This window comes from Isoptericola aurantiacus (assembly GCF_044769875.1).
In the GTDB taxonomy this organism is placed as follows: Bacteria; Actinomycetota; Actinomycetes; order Actinomycetales; family Cellulomonadaceae; genus Isoptericola; species Isoptericola aurantiacus.
In genome coordinates, this window is the sequence record NZ_JBJBAE010000006.1 from 182836 (window position 1) to 200657 (window position 17822).

At 74.0% G+C, this 17822-nt stretch carries 17 protein-coding genes; 7 read left to right on the plus strand and 10 right to left on the minus strand.

The window, feature by feature from the left end; translation table 11 throughout:
- Positions 1-96 precede the first annotated feature (96 nt).
- The gene (locus ACIQLL_RS15975) at positions 97-1236 is read right to left on the minus strand and encodes a glycosyltransferase family 4 protein (protein ID WP_402469237.1); all 1140 of its coding nucleotides are present in this window, start codon (positions 1234-1236) and stop codon (positions 97-99) included.
- A gap of 86 nt (positions 1237-1322) precedes the next feature.
- On the opposite strand from ACIQLL_RS15975, the gene holA reads away from it, so the two are divergent.
- Positions 1323-2342 (plus strand): DNA polymerase III subunit delta, encoded by a 1020-nt coding sequence (gene holA / locus ACIQLL_RS15980; RefSeq protein ID WP_402469240.1) that lies wholly within the window; start codon positions 1323-1325, stop codon positions 2340-2342.
- 91 nt (positions 2343-2433) lie between these two features.
- Here the strand turns inward: holA and rpsT are convergent, their stop codons facing one another.
- Both rpsT and ACIQLL_RS15990 read right to left on the minus strand, forming a co-directional pair.
- Complete coding sequence (gene rpsT / locus ACIQLL_RS15985; RefSeq protein ID WP_402469242.1) at positions 2434-2694, minus strand: 30S ribosomal protein S20; 261 nt, start codon at positions 2692-2694, stop codon at positions 2434-2436.
- 250 nt (positions 2695-2944) lie between these two features.
- Positions 2945-3478 carry a type II toxin-antitoxin system PemK/MazF family toxin gene (locus tag ACIQLL_RS15990; protein WP_402469245.1) on the minus strand — a complete coding sequence of 178 codons (534 nt, stop codon included), beginning with the start codon at positions 3476-3478 and terminating at the stop codon, positions 2945-2947.
- A gap of 79 nt (positions 3479-3557) precedes the next feature.
- On the opposite strand from ACIQLL_RS15990, the gene ACIQLL_RS15995 reads away from it, so the two are divergent.
- The 3 genes from ACIQLL_RS15995 to ACIQLL_RS16005 are packed head-to-tail and all read left to right on the plus strand — an operon-like array spanning position 3558 to position 6972.
- Complete coding sequence (locus tag ACIQLL_RS15995; protein ID WP_402469248.1) at positions 3558-5189, plus strand: circularly permuted type 2 ATP-grasp protein; 1632 nt, start codon at positions 3558-3560, stop codon at positions 5187-5189.
- Positions 5183-6118, plus strand: coding sequence for an alpha-E domain-containing protein (locus ACIQLL_RS16000; protein WP_402469250.1), 936 nt, complete (start codon positions 5183-5185; stop codon positions 6116-6118). The genes ACIQLL_RS15995 and ACIQLL_RS16000 overlap by 7 nt, the downstream gene beginning before the upstream one ends.
- Positions 6115-6972 carry a transglutaminase family protein gene (locus tag ACIQLL_RS16005; protein ID WP_402469253.1) on the plus strand — a complete coding sequence of 286 codons (858 nt, stop codon included), beginning with the start codon at positions 6115-6117 and terminating at the stop codon, positions 6970-6972. Before ACIQLL_RS16000 ends, ACIQLL_RS16005 begins: the two co-directional genes overlap by 4 nt.
- Here the strand turns inward: ACIQLL_RS16005 and ACIQLL_RS16010 are convergent.
- Positions 6926-7750, minus strand: coding sequence for an enoyl-CoA hydratase/isomerase family protein (locus tag ACIQLL_RS16010; protein WP_402469255.1), 825 nt, complete (start codon positions 7748-7750; stop codon positions 6926-6928). The genes ACIQLL_RS16005 and ACIQLL_RS16010 overlap by 47 nt on opposite strands.
- Positions 7751-7842: 92 nt before the next feature.
- Complete coding sequence (locus ACIQLL_RS16015; protein WP_402469257.1) at positions 7843-8634, minus strand: maleylpyruvate isomerase family mycothiol-dependent enzyme; 792 nt, start codon at positions 8632-8634, stop codon at positions 7843-7845.
- 145 nt (positions 8635-8779) lie between these two features.
- On the opposite strand from ACIQLL_RS16015, the gene lepA reads away from it, so the two are divergent.
- Positions 8780-10651 (plus strand): translation elongation factor 4, encoded by a 1872-nt coding sequence (lepA, locus tag ACIQLL_RS16020; protein ID WP_402469260.1) that lies wholly within the window; start codon positions 8780-8782, stop codon positions 10649-10651.
- Positions 10651-11904, plus strand: a complete 1254-nt coding sequence (hemW, locus tag ACIQLL_RS16025; RefSeq protein ID WP_402469262.1) for a radical SAM family heme chaperone HemW — start codon at positions 10651-10653, stop codon at positions 11902-11904. Before lepA ends, hemW begins: the two co-directional genes overlap by 1 nt.
- Before the next feature lie 34 nt (positions 11905-11938).
- On the opposite strand, the gene ACIQLL_RS16030 is transcribed toward hemW, so the two are convergent.
- Together ACIQLL_RS16030 and ACIQLL_RS16035 are read right to left on the minus strand one after the other, a co-directional pair.
- Positions 11939-12385 (minus strand): DUF4870 domain-containing protein, encoded by a 447-nt coding sequence (locus tag ACIQLL_RS16030; protein WP_402469265.1) that lies wholly within the window; start codon positions 12383-12385, stop codon positions 11939-11941.
- A 167-nt stretch (positions 12386-12552) separates the two neighbouring features.
- Positions 12553-12942, minus strand: a complete 390-nt coding sequence (locus ACIQLL_RS16035) for a DUF4870 domain-containing protein (protein WP_402469268.1) — start codon at positions 12940-12942, stop codon at positions 12553-12555.
- Between the two features lie 127 nt (positions 12943-13069).
- Here ACIQLL_RS16035 and ACIQLL_RS16040 point away from each other — a divergent pair, with 127 nt between their 5' ends.
- Entirely contained in the window at positions 13070-13597 is a 528-nt protein-coding gene (locus ACIQLL_RS16040; RefSeq protein WP_402469271.1) for a DUF4282 domain-containing protein, read from the plus strand.
- Here ACIQLL_RS16040 and ACIQLL_RS16045 read toward each other — a convergent pair whose 3' ends face one another.
- The 3 genes from ACIQLL_RS16045 to ACIQLL_RS16055 all read right to left on the minus strand — a co-directional run bounded on the left by ACIQLL_RS16045 (position 13598) and on the right by ACIQLL_RS16055 (position 17773).
- Positions 13598-14479 carry a DUF3097 domain-containing protein gene (locus ACIQLL_RS16045; protein ID WP_402469273.1) on the minus strand — a complete coding sequence of 294 codons (882 nt, stop codon included), beginning with the start codon at positions 14477-14479 and terminating at the stop codon, positions 13598-13600.
- Between the two features lie 57 nt (positions 14480-14536).
- A complete protein-coding gene (locus tag ACIQLL_RS16050; RefSeq protein WP_402469276.1) occupies positions 14537-14788 on the minus strand; it encodes a hypothetical protein in 252 nt (83 codons plus the stop codon).
- A gap of 141 nt (positions 14789-14929) precedes the next feature.
- Positions 14930-17773 (minus strand): helix-turn-helix transcriptional regulator, encoded by a 2844-nt coding sequence (locus tag ACIQLL_RS16055; RefSeq protein ID WP_402469279.1) that lies wholly within the window; start codon positions 17771-17773, stop codon positions 14930-14932.
- Between the last annotated feature and the right edge of the window lie 49 nt (positions 17774-17822).

Genomic DNA, 17822 nt, shown 5'->3' on the forward strand with positions numbered 1-17822 from the left:
CGGGCCATGCAAGCACGTCGCCGGGCGGACGCGGTGGCGGCGCGGCGGGCACCCGCGGGGGCGGGTGACCCCCGCGGGTCGGGTCGCCTCGGGCGGTCAGGGTGTCAGCAGCCCCTGGAGGATCTCGAACCGCTGGTCCCAGGTCCAGGCGCCCCGCACCCACCCGGGCCCCGCGGCGCCCAGGCGACGGCGGCGCTCGGGGTCGCCGAGGAGGAGCCGCAGCCGGTCGGCGACGTCGTCGGGGTCGGTGCCGTCGACGACGAACCCCGTCTCGCCGTCCTGCACCGCGTCCGGGGCGCCACCGGAGTCACCGACGAGCACGGGCAACCCGGCGGCCTGCGCCTCGAGGTAGACGATGCCGAGCCCTTCGACCTCCAGTCCGCCGCGACGGCTGCGGGAGGGCATGGCGAAGACGTCGGAGGCGGCGTAGAACGCCGGCATGGCGGTGTGCGGGTGCCCGCCGGCCAGCACGACGCGGTCGCCGAGGCCGAGCTCGGCCACCAGCCGGCGCAGGCGGTCGGCGTCCGGGCCGTCACCGACGATCAGCAGGCGCGCCGCGGGGACGTCCCGCAGCACGGCGGGCATGGCCCGGACCAGGGTGTCCTGACCCTTGCGCGCCACCAGGCGGGCGGCGCACAGCACCACCGGGGCGTCGGCGGGGATGCCGTACCGTGCGCGGACCTCGCGGCCGCCGACGGGGTCGACACCGGCGAACGTCTCCGGGTCGACGCCGGGGGAGAGGCGCACGGCGCGGGCCGCGACGTCGGGCCCCACCACCTGCGCCAGGGTCCCGACCGTGCGGTCGGAGAGGTACGTCAGGTGGTCGACGTTCCGGCCGATGCGAGCCAGCGCGGCCCGGGTGCCGGGCACGCGGGCCCACCACAGCTCGTGGCCGTGGGTGGTGGCGACCATGCGACGTACCGCGGTGCGACGGCGCAGCGTGGGTGCCATGAGGCCCAGCGGTGCGGCGGCGCCGAACCAGACGGCCTCGCACCGGTGCTCCTGGACCAGCCGGACCACGTCGCGTGTCCGGGCGGGCGTGGGCAGCAGCATCCGGGTGGGGGCGCGGACGACGGGGTGGGCGAGCGTGCGGTCGTACTCCTCCTGGCCAGGTGTCGACGAGGTGTAGACGACGAGGTCGGCGGGGTCGAACCGCGAGGTCATCGCGTGGACGAACGTCTCGATGCCACCCTGCCGGGGCGGGAAGTCGTTGGTGACGACGAGGATCCGAGGCACGGGTCCAGGCTATCGGGGCGGCGGGGTCCGCGGCCGGGGTCGGCGCCGACCGTGAGCATGTCGGTCCCGTCTGGCAGGCTGACCCCGTGCCGTCCGCTGCCTCTCGCTCTCGTTCCCGGCGCTCCGCGTCCGCCGACGCCACGCCGTGGGACCAGCCGGTGCTCGCACCGGTGGTCCTGGTGCGCGGACCGGAGGCCCTGCTGGCCGAGCGCGCGGTCGACGGCGTCGTGGCGCTGGCCCGCGAGCGCGACCCGGAGGTCGAGAAGGTCGAGCTGCAGGCTCCCGAGTACACGGGTGGCAGCCTGACGGTCGCCGCGAGCCCGTCGCTGTTCGGCGAGGCGAAGGTCGTCGTGGTGCGCGGCGCGGAGGCCTGCACGGAGGACCTGGTCGCGGACGTGGTCGACTACGTGGCCGCACCCGACCCGGAGACCACGGTCGTCGTCGTGCACGGCGGCGGGAACCGCGGCAAGCGGATGCTCGACGCGGTCCGCGCCTCGGGGGCGCCCGTGCTGCAGTGCGACGCGATCACGCGGGACGCGGACAAGACGTCGTTCGTGGCGGGGGAGTTCAAGGCCGCGCGCCGCCGGGCCGAACCCGCGGCGGTGCGGGCGCTCGTCGACGCCCTGGGCAACGACCTGCGTGAGCTCGCGGCCGCCTGCGCCCAGCTCGTCGCCGACACCACGGGCACCATCGGCGAGCAGGTGGTGGACCGCTACTACGGCGGTCGGGTCGAGGCCACCGGGTTCAAGGTCGCGGACGCCGCGGTGGCGGGCGACGCCGGGGCCGCGGTGTCGTTGCTGCGGCACGCGCTGGCCACGGGTGCGGACCCGGTTCCGGTGGTCGCCGCGCTCGCGCTGCGGCTGCGGACGCTGGCCCGGGTCGCGGCGATCCGCGGCGGGTCGACGACGGCGCGCGAGCTGGGGCTGCAGGACTGGCAGGTGCGCAACGCGAACCGGGACCTGGCCCGCTGGACGCCCGAGGGGCTGGCGTCCGCCATCACCGCCGTCGCGCAGGCGGACGCCGACGTCAAGGGAGGTGGCCGCGACCCGGTCTACGCGGTGGAGAAGGCGGTGCTGTCGATCGCGGCCGCGCGCGGGACCCGGTAGGACCGGCGCGGCCCGTCATCGACGGGCAAACGGCACGAGGGCGCCGCTCCCCGTGGGGAGCGGCGCCCTCGTCAGGCCGGGTCGGTCGACGTCAGAGCGCGTCGACGGACTTCGCGAGGGCCGACTTGCGGTTCGCGGCCTGGTTGACGTGGATGACGCCCTTCGAGACAGCCTTGTCGAGCTTGCGCGACGCGGTCTTCAGGGAGGCCTGCGCGGCCTCCTTGTCGCCGGCGGCGACGGCGGCGCGGACCTTGCGCACGTGCGTCTTCAGCTCGGACTTGACGATCCGGTTGCGCTGGCGCGCCTTCTCGTTCGTCTTGATGCGCTTGATCTGGGACTTGATGTTTGCCACTGGTGTACTTCCTGGTGTGTTCGCCTGTCGGCGAGCGGATAGGTCGTAGAGGGCGGCCACAGCTCCGGGACTGGGGTGGGGAACCCGTGGAGAGGAACCGTGGCTGTGCCCGCCGACCTGGGCGGACACGCGAGGATCAACTCTACCAGGGCGGCGTCGGTGCGGGAACACCGCCGGCGGGGGTGTGAGCCACCCCTCAGCGGACGCCGATCCGGGTCGGCGGGCGCACCGACTCGACCCGGCTCACGCGTCACCTCCGGGCGCGCCCCATCGCGGTGACCACCTGGTCGAAGACCTTCCGGTCGAGCACGGCGCCCTCGCGGCGCACGCCGTCCGGCGCGAGCCGCACGACGCGGTCGACCCGCACCTCGCTGGGCCGGCGCCGGGAGTCCCAGGCGCCCGTGCCGACGTCCATCCAGATGCGGCCGTACCGGGCCTCCTGCAGCGCGTCGGCGTCGTGGTCCTTGCTGGTGAGCTGCAGGGCGAGCAGCCACGGTCCGTCGCGGCCGACGAGGAGCACGGGCCGGTCCTTGCCGCGGCTGTGGTCCTCCTCGTACGGCACCCAGGCCCACACGACCTCGCCCGGGTCGGGTGCGCCGTCCAGGTGCGGGGCGTACACGGGCCGCACGACGCCGGTGAAGTCGCCCGGGTAGCCGGCCGGACGTGCCGCCGGCCCGGGCCGCGGCACCGACCGGGACCGGGACCGGGGACGTCCCCGGGTCAGCGTCGAGCCGATCGCGCGGGCCGTCCCCCGCAGCAGGTTCCTCCAGCGGTGCGTCGTCACGGCCGTCAGCCTACGGGGCGACACCGGGGCGAAACATGCCCGGAACCTGGGGGCCGTCCGCGCCGTCTAGCGTGCGTGCATGGCGGACCTCTTCGACGACTACGCGCTCGGCCGGGCGTTCGACGAGCTGCTCGACCACGAGCGCCGTGTCCGTCCCCGCTACGGCCCGGTGCACGACACCCTCGCCTCCCTGACGCCGGACGAGGTGTCCACGCGCGCCGAGGCCCTCGGCAGCTCCTACCTGGCGCAGGGGATCACCTTCGACGTCGCCGGTGAGGAACGCCCGTTCCCCCTCGACGTCGTGCCCCGGGTGGTGGAACCGGGCGACTGGGACCGCATCACCCGGGGCGTGCAGCAGCGGGTGCGTGCCCTGGAGGCGTTCCTGGCCGACGTGTACGGGCCGCAGGAGGCGGTGCGTGACGGCGTCGTGCCGCGTCGGCTCGTGCTGTCCAGCCGGGAGTTCCAGCGCGAGGCGCACGGCATCGAGCCGCCCAACGGGGTGCGCTGCCACGTGGCGGGCGTCGACCTGGTCCGTGACGAGGCCGGGGAGTTCCGCGTGCTGGAGGACAACGTCCGCGTGCCGTCGGGCGTCAGCTACGTCCTCGCCAACCGGCAGGCGATGGTGCGCACCTTCCCCGAGCTGTTCTCCGAGCTGCGGGTGCGCAGCGTCGTCGACTACCCGCGGCACCTGCGGGCCGCTCTGGACGCCGCCGCACCGGACGGCGCACCGGACCCGACCGTCGTCGTGCTCACCCCGGGCGTGTTCAACTCCGCCTACTACGAGCACGCGCTGCTGGCCCGGCTCATGGGCGTCGAGCTCGTCGAGGGGCGCGACCTGTACTGCGCCGCGGGGCGCGTGTACATGCGCACGACGGCGGGGCCGCGGCGGGTGGACGTCATCTACCGCCGGGTCGACGACGCCTTCCTCGACCCGGTGCGGTTCCGCGCCGACTCCGTGCTGGGGGTGCCAGGGCTGGTGGACTGTGCCCGGCGGGGCACCGTCACGCTGGCCAACGCGATCGGCAACGGCGTCGCGGACGACAAGCTCGTCTACACCTACCTCCCCGACCTCGTGCGCTACTACCTGGGTGAGGAGCCGGTGCTGAGCAACGTCGACACCTGGCGGCTCGAGGACCCGGAGTCGCTCACCGAGGTCCTCGACCGCCTGGACGAGCTCGTCGTCAAGCCCGTGGACGGTTCGGGTGGCAAGGGCATCGTCGTCGGGCCGGACGCCTCCCGTGCCGAGCTCGCCGTGCTGCGCTCCCGCCTGGTCACCGACCCGCGCGGCTGGGTGGCGCAGCCGGTGGTGCAGCTCTCCACGGCACCGACGTACGTCGACGGCGCGTTCCGGCCCCGCCACGTGGACCTGCGACCGTTCGCCGTCAACGACGGCGACGACGTCTGGGTGCTGCCGGGCGGACTGACCCGGGTGGCGCTGGCCGAGGGCCAGCTCGTGGTGAACAGCTCCCAGGGCGGCGGGTCCAAGGACACCTGGGTGCTGCAGGACCGGCGGGTCCCGCCCACCGGGGAGATCGCCGTCGGCGGCGTGGCAGGTCCGCACGGCACCCTTCCGCCGACCGCCGCACCCGGTGTACCGATCGACACCAACCCGGCCGACGCCGTCGGCGCCCTGGGCCAGCAGCAGCAACAGCAGCAGCAGGGTCGCCGTCGCAGACGCCGGGACACTCAGGAGGAGGTGGTCCGGTGCTGAGCCGCATCGCCGAGGCGCTCTTCTGGATCGGGCGCTACGTGGAGCGGGCCGACGACACGGCCCGGATCCTGGACGTGCACGTCCAGCTGCTCTCGGAGGACCCGTGGGCCGAGGAGTCCCTCGCCTGCCGGTCGCTGCTGGCGATCATGGATCATCCCGCCCCGCCCGAGGAGGGGACGGTCGGCCGCGAGACGGTCCTGCGCCTGCTCGCCCACGACCCGGCCAACCCGTCCTCGATCGCCGGGGCGCTCGTCGCCGCCCGCGAGAACGCGCGGCGGGCGCGGGAGATCGTCTCGACCGAGCTGTGGGAGACCCTCAACACCACGCGCAACCAGGTCGGTCCGGTGGGCCACCGCGAGACACCCCACGAATTCTTCTCGTGGGTGCGCCAGCGGGCCGCGGTCGTCGCGGGTCTGATGGAGTCGGCCACGCCGCACGACGCGACGTGGCACTTCATGGTGCTCGGGCAGTCGATCGAGCGTGCCGACATGACCGCCCGGCTGCTGACGACGCAGGCACGGCTGGGCGCCGCCGGACCGGGCTGGACCACGCTGCTGCGTTCCTGCGGAGCCCACGAGGCTTACCTGCGGGCCCACCGGGGCCGCACCTCGGACGCCGACGCCGCGGGGTTCCTGGTGCTCGACCGGCTCTTCCCGCGCACCATCGTCTACGCGCTGGGGTCGGCGGGCCGGGCGCTGCGGGCCCTCGAGCCCGTCGAGGAGCGCCGCGAGGTGAGCGACGAGGCCGTCCGTGAGCTCGGCATCGTGCGCTCACGCCTCGAGTTCGCCCGGCGCTCCGAGACGCTGGAGGACCTGCCGGCGGCGATGGAGCACGTCCAGGAGGCGTGCTCCCGGGCCAGCGAGGCGATCCGAGACCGATACTTCCCGTCGCCGACGAACGCGACGGCCTGGGTGGGGGAGGCGCTGTGAGCCTGCTGCGGGTGGTGCACACCACGAGCTTCGAGTACTCCGACGCGGTGACGGCGTCGTACAACGAGGCCAGGATGCTCCCGGCCGACGACGCGCGGCAGCGTGTGCGGTCGGCGGAGGTCGAGGTCTCGCCGCACACCTGGACCGACTCCTACGTCGACTACTGGGGCACGGCCGTGACGATTTTCGAGGTGCTGCGTCCGCACGACCGCCTCGAGATCGTGTCGACCTCGACGGTGGACGTGGGCGCGCCGCCTCCCCTCCGCGCCGACGTCGACTGGGCGGACCTGGGCGGGGACGCGGCGCGCGACGCGCACTCGCCGTTCCTGGCGGAGACGGCGACGACGGCGGTCCCCGACGACGTCGCGGCGCTCGCCCTGGAGGTCGCGGCGGGGATGCCGTTGTCCGACGCCGCCCAGGCGGTGTGCGTGGCGGTGCGGGACCGGCTCGAGTACGTCCCGGGCGTGACGACGGTGCACAGCCCGGCGGCGGACGCCTGGTCCTCGCGCACCGGCGTCTGCCAGGACATGGCGCACCTCGGTATCGGTGCGCTGCGATCGGTCGGCATCCCCGCGCGCTACGTCTCGGGCTACCTGCACCCGGAACCGGACGCCCCCGTCGGGGCCACCGTGCAGGGGGAGTCGCACGCCTGGCTGGAGTGGTGGGCCGGGGAGTGGGTCGGCTACGACCCGACCAACCGGACGTTCGTGGGTCACGACCACGTCGTGATCGGCCGCGGCCGCGAGTACGGCGACGTCCCGCCGCTCAAGGGCGTCTACGCGGGCGCGGGGGCGAGCGAGCTGGAGGTCACGGTCGAGATGACCCGGCTGGGGACGGCGGAGCCTGACCGCTGAACCGGGGCGTCTCCTTGGCCAGGAACGCGCGCACCGCACCCTGGTGGTCGGCGGTGCGCACCAGGGCGTCCTGCTCGCGGGCCTCGGCGGCGAGCGACACGGCCAGCGGGCGGTCGAGCGCCGCGGCCACGAGCCGTTTCGACGCGGCATAGGCGGCGGTGGGGCCGGCGGCCAGGCGTTCGGCGAGCGCTCGCGCCTCGGTCAGGACGTCCGACGGCGGCACCACCTGGCCCGCGATGCCCCACGCGACGGCGCTCGTGGCGTCGAACGTCTCCCCGCGCAGCACGATCTCCCGGGCCCGGGCCGCCCCGACGGCGCGGGTCAGGGTGACCGACAGCCCGGAGTCGAAGGTGAGGCCGATGCCGGTGAAGGCGGTGCCCAGGACGGCGTCGGTGGCCAGCACCCGCAGGTCGCAGGCCAGCGCGAGGCCCAGACCCGCCCCGACGCAGGCGCCGTGCACGGCCGCCACCACGGGCTTGGGCATCGTGGCCAGGCTCGTCACGATCGGGTTGTAGTGCCGCTCCACGGTGCGCTGCTCGGCCCAGGCGCCGGTCTCCAGCGCCGCGGCGTGCTCGCGCAGGTCCTGTCCGACGCAGAACGCGGGGCCGCGGCCGGTCAGGACCACGGCCCGGACCGCGGGGTCGCTGCCGACATCGCCCAGCGCCCGGACGAGCGCCTGCTTCAGCGGCAGGTCCAGGGCGTTGCGGGCGGCGGGACGGCAGAGCGTGACCTCGGCGACGGCACCCGAGACCGACACCTCCACGGGGGACTGCGGCACGGGAGCTCCTGGGGTTCGACGACGGACCGGTGGCCAGTCAAGCACCGGGCGGCGCGCCGGGGCGGGCGGACAGCGTCTCAGCCCTCGTCCGGTCAGGGCACGATGCGGGCCGCGAGCGCCGCGTCCACGGCTGCGGGATCGCCCGCGACGTCGACGTCGGTGCCGGCGAGCGGGCGGCGGCCCCACAGGACCAGCGCCAGGTCGTGCGCGGTCGCCGTCAGGGTGGCCGACGGTGCGTCGCTCGCCGGGCGGTCCGCGTCCTGACCGCCGAGCGTCCACGTGTCGCCGGTGTCGGCGGCCATGAGGCGCACGGTGGCCGGAAGCGGCTCCATCCGTCCGAGCCGCACCTGGCGCGGCTGGAACATCCGCACGACCTCGTCGACGGTGTCCGCCCACACCGGTGCGGGGACGTCGATCGGGCGCTCGCGGGCGACGGCCTCCGCGGAGCCCAGCGCGGCGGCGCGCAGGTCGTGCAGGTGCACGAGCGTCTCGTGGAGCTGGCGCCGGTGCCAGAACGAGGCGGGTCCGTTCCCGAGCAGCGTCCAGGAGGTGGCGTCGGGGCCCAGGTCGGCCAGCGTCCCCCGCAGCTCGGCAGCCTGCGCGGTGTAGAACGGTCCGAGGTCGAAGGGCCCCCGTCCGAGAGGTGTCTCCTGCTGCCGGCGCGCCTGGCCCGCGGCCCAGTGGTGGATCCGGCCGAGGTGCACCACCAGGTCCGCCACCCGCCACTTCCCGCACGCGGGCACGGGAGCCGCAGAGTCGGCACCGGCGATCCCGGCGGCGAACGACGCCTGCAGGTCGGTCAGCAGGCCGAGGCGGTCCAGGTCCGGTGCGCCGTCGGTGCGGCGCCCGGAGGTGGGGTCGACGGCGGAGGCGTGCGTGGTCACGCGGCCCAACGTAGCGGGGCGGTGCGTCCCGCCCCAGGGCCGGTCCCGCCGTCGGGCGTCGAGATCGTGCCACGGCGGCCACCGGGGGCGTGGGACAATGTGCGGGCCCACCCCTGCAGGCCCCGACCCGACGGAGCGAGACGCGTTGCCCATCCCGACCGCCGCGCTGAGCGAGCGCATCCAGCCGAACGCCACGGCGCCCGAGCTGATCCGCAACTTCTGCATCATCGCGCACATCGACCACGGCAAGTCGACCCTCGCGGACCGGATGCTGCAGCTCACGGGGGTGGTGCAGCCGCGGGACGCGCGGGCGCAGTACCTCGACCGGATGGACATCGAGCGCGAGCGCGGCATCACCATCAAGTCGCAGGCCGTGCGCATGCCGTGGCAGCTCGGAGCCGAGCCGTACGCGCTGAACATGATCGACACCCCGGGTCACGTCGACTTCACCTACGAGGTCTCCCGCTCGCTGGCCGCCTGCGAGGGTGCCGTGCTGCTCGTGGACGCCGCGCAGGGCATCGAGGCGCAGACCCTGGCCAACCTGTACCTGGCCATGGAGAACGACCTGGAGATCATCCCGGTCCTGAACAAGATCGACCTGCCGGCGGCGCAGCCGGAGAAGTACGCTCTGGAGCTGGCGAACCTGGTCGGCGGGGACCCCGAGGACGTGCTCAAGGTCTCCGGCAAGACGGGTGAGGGCGTCGAGGCGCTGCTCGACCGGATCGTGGACCGCATCCCGGCACCGGTCGGCGACCCGGACGCGCCGGCCCGCGCCATGATCTTCGACTCGGTCTACGACACCTACCGCGGCGTGGTCACGTACGTGCGGGCGGTCGACGGCGAGCTCAACCCGCGCGAGCGCATCCAGATGATGTCGACGCGGGCCACGCACGAGCTGCTCGAGATCGGCGTGATCTCCCCGGAGCCCATCAAGACCAACGGGCTGGGCGTCGGCGAGGTCGGCTACCTCATCACCGGCGTCAAGGACGTGCGCCAGTCGAAGGTCGGCGACACGGTCACCACGGCCAACCGACCCGCGGAGCAGGCGCTCGGCGGGTACGCCGACCCCAAGCCGATGGTGTTCTCGGGCCTGTACCCGATCGACGGGTCGGACTACCCGACGCTGCGCGACGCCCTGGACAAGCTCAAGCTCAACGACGCCGCGCTCAACTACGAGCCGGAGACGTCGGTGGCGCTCGGCTTCGGGTTCCGCGTCGGGTTCCTCGGGCTGCTGCACCTGGAGATCGTGCGCGAGCGCCTGGAGCGCGAGTTCGACCTGGACCTCATCTCCACGGCGCCCAACGTGGTCTACGACGTCGTGCTCGAGGACGGCACCACGGTGAAGGTGACCAACCCCTCGGAGTTCCCGGGCGGCAAGATCCGCGAGGTCCACGAGCCGGTGGTGCGGGCGACCGTCCTGACGCCCAGCGAGTTCGTCGGTGCGGTCATGGGGCTGTGCAACGACCGTCGCGGCACGATGCAGGGCATGGACTACCTGTCCGAGGACCGGGTCGAGCTGCGGTACACGCTGCCGCTGGCCGAGATCGTGTTCGACTTCTTCGACGCGCTCAAGTCGCGCACCCGCGGGTACGCCTCGCTGGACTACGAGCCGACCTCCGACCAGGTGGCCGACCTGGTCAAGGTCGACATCCTGCTGCAGGGCGACCAGGTCGACGCGTTCAGCGCCATCGTGCACAAGGACGCGGCCTACGAGTACGGGGTGCGGATGACGAACAAGCTCAAGGAGATCATCCCGCGCCAGCAGTTCGAGGTGCCGATCCAGGCGGCCGTCGGCGCACGCGTCATCGCTCGCGAGACGGTGCGCGCCATCCGCAAGGACGTGCTCGCCAAGTGCTACGGCGGTGACATCTCCCGCAAGCGCAAGCTGCTCGAGAAGCAGAAGGAGGGCAAGAAGCGGATGAAGAACATCGGGGCGGTCGAGGTCCCCAAGGAGGCCTTCATCACCGCGCTCTCCTCCGACGGTTCCGACGGCGGCGGCAAGGACAAGAAGAAGTAGTGCCCGCCCTGCCCGACGGCACACCCGTGCCCGACGACGGTGCGCTGCCGCAGCTCGCCGGCGGCGCGGCCCGCGGGCGGTTCGGCGTGTACGTGCACGTGCCGTTCTGCTCGGTGCGCTGCGGCTACTGCGACTTCAACACCTACACCGCCTCCGAGCTCGGTGGCGGTGCCTCCCAGGTCGCGTACGCGACGACAGCGCTGCGCGAGGTGGACCTCGCCGCGCGCGTGCTGGACGACGCCGGCCGCGGCGGACGCGAGGTCTCCACGGTGTTCTTCGGCGGCGGCACGCCCACGATGCTGCCCGCCGGCGACCTGGCGCGGATCCTCTCCGGTGTCCGGGACGCGTGGGGGCTGGCTCCGGGTGCCGAGGTGAGCACGGAGGCGAACCCCGACTCGGTCACGCCCGAGTACCTGGCGGTGCTGGCCGAGGCGGGCTTCACCCGGGTGTCGTTCGGGATGCAGTCCGCCGTCCCGCACGTGCTGGCCACCCTGGAGCGCACGCACGACCCGGCGCGGGTGCCCGACGTCGTGCGGTGGGCGCGCGAGGCCGGGCTGGACGTCTCGCTGGACCTCATCTACGGCACACCGGGGGAGTCGCAGGACGACTGGCGCGCGTCGGTCGAGGCGGCGCTCGCCACCGGTGTCGACCACGTCTCCGCGTACGCGCTGGTGGTGGAGCAGGGGACGAAGATGGCGGCCCAGGTGCGCCGCGGCGAGCTGACCCTCCCGGACGAGGACGACCAGGCCGCCAAGTACGAGATCGCCGACGACCTGCTCACCGCCGCGGGGCTCGACTGGTACGAGGTGAGCAACTGGGCGCGCGGTGAGTCCCACGCCTGCCGCCACAACCTGGCCTACTGGCGCGGGGACGACTGGTGGGGCATCGGCCCGGGCGCGCACTCCTACGTGGGCGGCGGGGCCGACGTCGTCGACGCAGCACCCGCGGGGGTGCGCTGGTGGAACGTCAAGCACCCGCGGCGCTACGCGGCGCTGCTCGAGGCGGGCCGCTCGCCCGGTGCGGGCCGTGAGCTGCTGACCGCCGGCGAGGCGCACCTGGAGCACGTGATGCTCGGTGTGCGTCTCGCCGACGGGCTCGACCTCGGCGTGCTGGACGCGGCGGGCCGTCGCGCCGTCGCCGGGCTCGTGGCCCGCGAGCTGCTGGACGGTACGGCCGCCGTGCGGGGCCGCGCGCTGCTGACGCGACGCGGCCGGCTGCTGGCCGACGCCGTCGTGCGCGAGCTGACGGCCTGATCCCTGCCCGGCGTGACCGGGCAGGGGACCGGGCTCACTTGATGAACGTGACCTTGAACGGATAGGTGTACGCCTCGTCGCGCGAGGCCGCCACGGCGCCGAGGATGCCGAAGATCACGGCGCAGACCCAGGCGGCGAAGACCAGCAGCCCACCGAGGACGCTGATCAGGCCGATGATCGGGATGACGGCGATGAAGCCGAACACGATCGGGAACCCGACGTAGGCGATCAGCAGGGTGAGCTGGAAGTTCAGCGCCTCCTTGGCCTGATGGTCCAGGCGCGCGCTGCGGTCGCGGTAGACGAGCCACACGATCAGCGGCGCGATGAACCCGACCACGATGCCGCCGGCGTGGGCGACGATCGACCAGGTGCGCTCGTCCTGAGGCGTGACGGGTGCGGGCCCTGCCGGGGCGTACGGGGGCTGGGGCGGCACCTGCTGCTGCTGCGGCTGCTGGGGGTTCGGCGGTGTCGGCTCGGTCAACGGAATCTCCCGTGTGTCGTCTTTGTGCGGATCGGCCGGTGGCACGCTACTGACCGCAGGAGTGCCCGCGGGCCCGGTTGACCGAGACTTGAGGAAAGTTCACCCGGTTCACCCGGGCTGGTCCTTCCTCGCAGGGCCCGGCGGGCCAGGTGTCACGTCACCCGGGGTCACTTCACCAGGCGCAGCGTGAGCGGGTAGCGGTAGGCCTCGTACCGGTTGACGGTGATCGCCGCGATGATCGCCAGCACGATACCGACCACCCACACGGCCGCGAGCACGAGCCACCCGACCAGCAGCCCCACGGTCAGCCACCCGATCGCGGTGCCGATGAGCAGGGTGATCTGGAAGTTCAGCGCCTCCTTGGCCTGGTCGGCCACGAAGGCGCTGCGGTCGCGCAGCACGAGCCAGATGACCAGCGGGGCGACGAACCCGAGCCACCCGGCGCTGATGATCCCGACGAGGAGGGGACCGATGTGGGCGAAGATCGCCCACGTGCGCTCGTCGGACTGCGCGAGGGGCCGTGGCGCGTCGCCGGGGGGAGGCGGTGTCTGTGTCATGGGTCCATCCTTCCAGGACGCGGGGTGCGAATCCCACATCCGGGACAGACGGGCGTCCACCGGTGGCGAAGTGCCTGGTGAGGGTCGAGTCTGGTGCCGGTCGCAGTCCGCACCGACAGGAGGAACGATGAGCGAGAACCCGCCCACCCCGCCCGGACGTCCGGAGGACCCGTACGGCCAGGAGCCGGAGCGTCCCACGCCTCCGCAGCAGCCGTACCAGCCCCCGCAGCAGCCCTACCAGCCGCCCCAGGAGCCGTACCAGCAGCAGGCCGGCGGCCAGCAGCCGCCGGGTCAGCAGCCCTTCTACGCCAACGCGGCGTCCTCGGCGGCGGGGGTCGCGCGTGACGACACCAAGGGTCTGCTCGGCTCGTTGTTCGACTTCTCGTTCAACAACTACGTGACCCCGAAGATCGTCAAGATCGTCTACGTCATCGTGACGATCCTCATCGCGATCTGGTGGGTCATCGCCTTCATCGCGTCGTTCGTGACGCTGTTCTCCGACCAGTGGTACATCGGCCTGCTCGGGATCCTCTTCAGCTGGATCGTCGCGCTGGTCTACCTGGCGATCTGGCGCATCGGGCTGGAGGTCTTCCAGGCGGTGGTGAACATCTCGGAGAAGGTCAACCACTACGCCCGGCGTGACGGCATCGCCTGATCAGGCCGTCACGAAGTCGATGAGCTCCTCGACCCGGCCCAGCAGGGCCGGGTCGAGGTCTCGGAAGTCGCGCACGGAGGCCAGGATCCGCTGCCAGGCCCGTCCGACGTCGGCCGGGCCGGACGCTGGCCAGCCCAGCTCCCGCAGGATTCCGAGCTTCCACTCCGTCCCCCGCTCGATGGTCGGCCAGGTCTGCAGCCCGAGCCGGGGCGCCTTGACCGCCTGCCAGACGTCGACGTACGGGTGACCGAGCACCAGCACCGTCCCGGCGGGCACGTGGCGCAGCGCGGCGTCCGTGATCCGCTGCTCCTTGGACCCCCGCACGAGGTGGTCCACCAGGACGCCGACGCGCCGCTCCGGCGTGGGGCCGAACTCTGCCAGCGCCTCGTCGAGGTGGTCGACGCCGTCGAGCATCTCCACGACGACGCCCTCGACGCGCAGGTCGTCGCCCCAGACCTTCTCGACCAGCTCGGCGTCGTGCTTGCCCTCGACCCAGATGCGCGAGCCCCGGGCGACCCTGGCCCGCCCGCCGTGGACGGCCACCGAGCCGGACGCGGTGCGTGCCGGTGCCGCGGGCGCCCGTGACGTGACCGGCGCCGTCAGCTCGACGGGTGCGCCGTCGACCCAGAACCCCGGGCCGAGCGGGAACGATCGGGTGCGGCCCCGGCGGTCCTCCAGCACCACCAGGTGCACGCCGCCGGACTTCTCCACCCGGACGACGGCGCCGACCCAGCCGGTGCCGACCTCCTCGACGACGAGGCCGAGGTCGGCCGGCCGCGGCTGCGACGTCGGATGTCGCCGGTGGTGGGCCGAGCCGTCGGGTGCGCCCGGGGCGCGGGACGAGGCGGCGGCGAGGACGTCGGATCCGTAGCGGTCGTGCACGGAGGTGAGCCTAGGTACGTCGGCCTCCGAGCGGCGCGACCGACACACCCTGCGCCGTCAGGCGGCGTGCGGCCGGGAGGGCCGGTGGCCCCAGCGGCGGGCGAGTCCGGCAGGCGTCCCGTGGGTCCGGGTCCGGGTCCGTGCCGGCGCCGGAGCGGCCGGGTCGGCTCCCAGGCCCGACAGGGCGCGGGAGATCTGCTCGGCCCGCTCGGCGGCGGCCCGCTCGGAGATCACGCGCCGCAGCTCGGCGGCGCGGGCCACCTCGGCCTCCTGCTGGCGGTACAGGACCTGGAACAGCTCGGGGTGCATGGTGTGCCTCCTGGTCGGCGGGCCCGTGCGGTCCGCGGTGGTACCAGGTTGCTGCTCTGAGGTAGGCGAGCGGATCGGGCGGATGACCGAACCTGCGGCGGCGACGACGACGCTCCGGGTCTGAGGTACCTGGGCCGTCTTCTAGCTCCCGCCGCCGGAGGCACCCGACCGCAGCCGGACCGCGGCCTCCGTGCGGGAGGCGACGCCGAGCTTGCGCAGGATCGCCGAGACGTGCACCGAGACCGTCTTGCGGGTGATGTACAGCCGCTCGGCGACCTGCCCGTTGGTCAAGCCGTCGGCGACGAGGTCGAGGACCTGGCGCTCGCGGTCGGTGAGGCTGTCCAGACCGGACGGCGCCACCCCGCTGCCGGCGACGTGGCGTGGCGTGGACGGTCCGACGTCGTCGAGCAGCGCGGTGGCTCGTGAGCGGACCGTCCCGGCGCCGATCGCCGCTGCTTCCTCGACGGCGGCCGCCAGCTCCTCCCGGGCCCGACCGACCTGCCCGGCACCCAGCAGCGACTCCCCGTGGCGGAGCAGGGCGTAGGGGCGCAGGTGGGCCGGTGCGCCGTCGTCCACTCCGAGCTGCGCGACCGCGGGCCACGAGGACTCGCCGAGCTCGGCGTGGAAGAGGGCCGCCCACACCCGGTGCGTGGGCCAGGTCGAGGCACGTGCGAGCGCCTCCCGGTAGGGCGCGAGGTCGACGTGCCGACCCTCGGCCTGCGCCCGGGCCAGCACCCGGGCCGCCACGGCCAGGACCGGCAGGGCGTAGTCGCCGGCGAGCCGTCCGGGCTCGGCGACGTCGGTGACGAGCGACAACGCGTCGTCGAGGTCGCCGCGGGCGAGGGCGAGCTCGGCCAACGTGCCGGTGACGCGCGATCGCACCTGCATCTCGATCTGTGCGTAACGCAGCCACGTGGCCCGATGGGCGTGTGCAGCCGCCTGGGCGCTCTCGACGTCGCCGCGCCAGAACGTCAACCAGGTCCACCGCTCGCTGAGGTAGACCGCGTAGATGCTCGCCCGGACGAGCGGGACGGACCGGCGGTACCAGGTGTCGGCCTCGTCCCAGCGTCCCAGGCCGATCATCGCCTCGGCGACGTTGCCCTCGAGCATCGCCCGGTAGTCCCAGCCCGCTCCGTGCCGGCGGGCCTGCTCGGCGCCCGCCTCGCCGATCTGCAGGGCGCGGTCGTACCGTCCGAGCCGGACGTGCGCGTCGGAGGCGTTCGTGAAGTACCGGCCGATCGCGGTCCACGCGTCACCGGCGAGGCCGCGTGCCCGCTCCAGCTCCTGCAGTGCCTCGAGATCGCCCTGGTGCAGCCGCGCCATCGCGTGGGTGTTGAGCGCGGCGGACGCCGTGGCCGTGTCGTCGACGGCCATGGCGGCGTCGTAGGACGCCGCCGCGGCGGTCACGGCCTGCTCGTACTCGCCGGCGAGCATCGAGGCCCGTGCCCGGGCGCGTTGGAGCGTGGCGACGGTGGCGAGGTCCGCCGCGGGGACCACACGCAGGGCCTCCTCCAGGGAGTGGCGCCCGTCCGGGTCGCCGCTGCGCAGCTGGAGGATGCTGATGAGGCCGAGCACGGCGGCCCGGCCCGAGGGGTCCTCGGCGGGCCACTCGGCGAGCGCACCGCGCGCGAGAGCCAGAGCGCGGTCGACCCGGGTGGCGGTCTGCTGGGCCTCGGCGGCCCGACGAAGCATCTCGGCGTGGGTGATACCGGCGACCTGCTCGGGATCGGGGACCAGGTCCCAGGCCTCGAGGGCGCGCTCGGCGAGCCGGACGGCGGTGGTGGCGTTCCCGGACTGCGTGGCAGCGTGCTGGGCGCGGACCGCGGCGGCGAGCGCGCGGTCCGGGACCCGGGCCCGCCACCAGTGGTCGGCCACCTCGGCGAGTCGCTGGACCGTGGATGCGCCACCGGCGAGGTGCTCGGCGTAGGCGGTGTGCAGGCGCCGCTGCTCACCCGGCAGGAGCTCGGCGTCGACCGCCTCCTGCGTCAGGGCGTGGCGGAACCGGTAGCCGTCGTCGTCGGTGACGAGCACGAGTGCGTCGACGGCTTCGCGCAGCGCGCCCTCGGCGTCGGCGAGGGCCGCGTCGCCCACGACCGCGGCGAGGGTGTCGTGCCGCACGCGGGAGCCGGCCGCGGCGACGACCCGGCAGATCTCCTGCGCCCGCGCGCTCAGCAGGGTGTACCGCAGCAGCAGCACGTCGCGCAGCGACGTGGGCAGCTCGAGCCCGCGATAGGCAGCCAGCTCCTCCACGTAGAACGGCACGCCCTCCGAGCGTTCGACGACGTCCTGCAGCGCGCGGGCGCCCAGGGGTGCGTCGTCGGGCACGGCGCGGGCGAGCTCGACCACCTGACCGGCCTCGAGGCGCGGTACCTCGACCCGGGTGACGAGCCGTGCCCGGTCCAGCTCGGCCAGGGTGGCCCGCAGAGGATGACGCCGATCGACGTCGTCGCTCCGGTACGTGGCCAGGACCAGCAGGGACGCCGAGCCGGCGGCGCGCGCCAGCCGCGCCAGCGTCGATCGCGTCACGTCGTCGGACCAGTGCAGGTCCTCCAGCACGACGATCACGGTGCGATCGGCCCCGAGAGCGACGAGCAGGTCGGTCACGGCCTCCGGTGCTCGTCCGGCCCCGACGTCCTGGCGCACCTCGACCAGTGCGGGCGCCACCGCTCCGAGGGCGTCGGCAGCGGGCCCCGCGGCCTCGAGCACCGTGGCGCTCCCGAGCGCCGTGACGAGGTCGCGCAGGATGCCGTCGAGACCGGAGTACGGGACCGGTCCCGTTCCCGAGTCGGCGCACTGCCCCCTCGCGACGAGCACGTCGGGCCCGGCGGCGTCGAGCAGCTCGGTCACCAGCCGGGTCTTGCCGATCCCGGCCTCGCCCGAGACGAGGACGGTGTCTCCGCTGCCGGTCCGCGCGCCGGCCAGACCGGCGTGCAGGACGGCGAGCTCGGCCGCGCGGCCGACCAGCGGGGAGCGCTGCGGTGACATGCCGTCATCGTGCCAGGTGGACGGTGCGGCCACCGCCGCGCCCACCGCC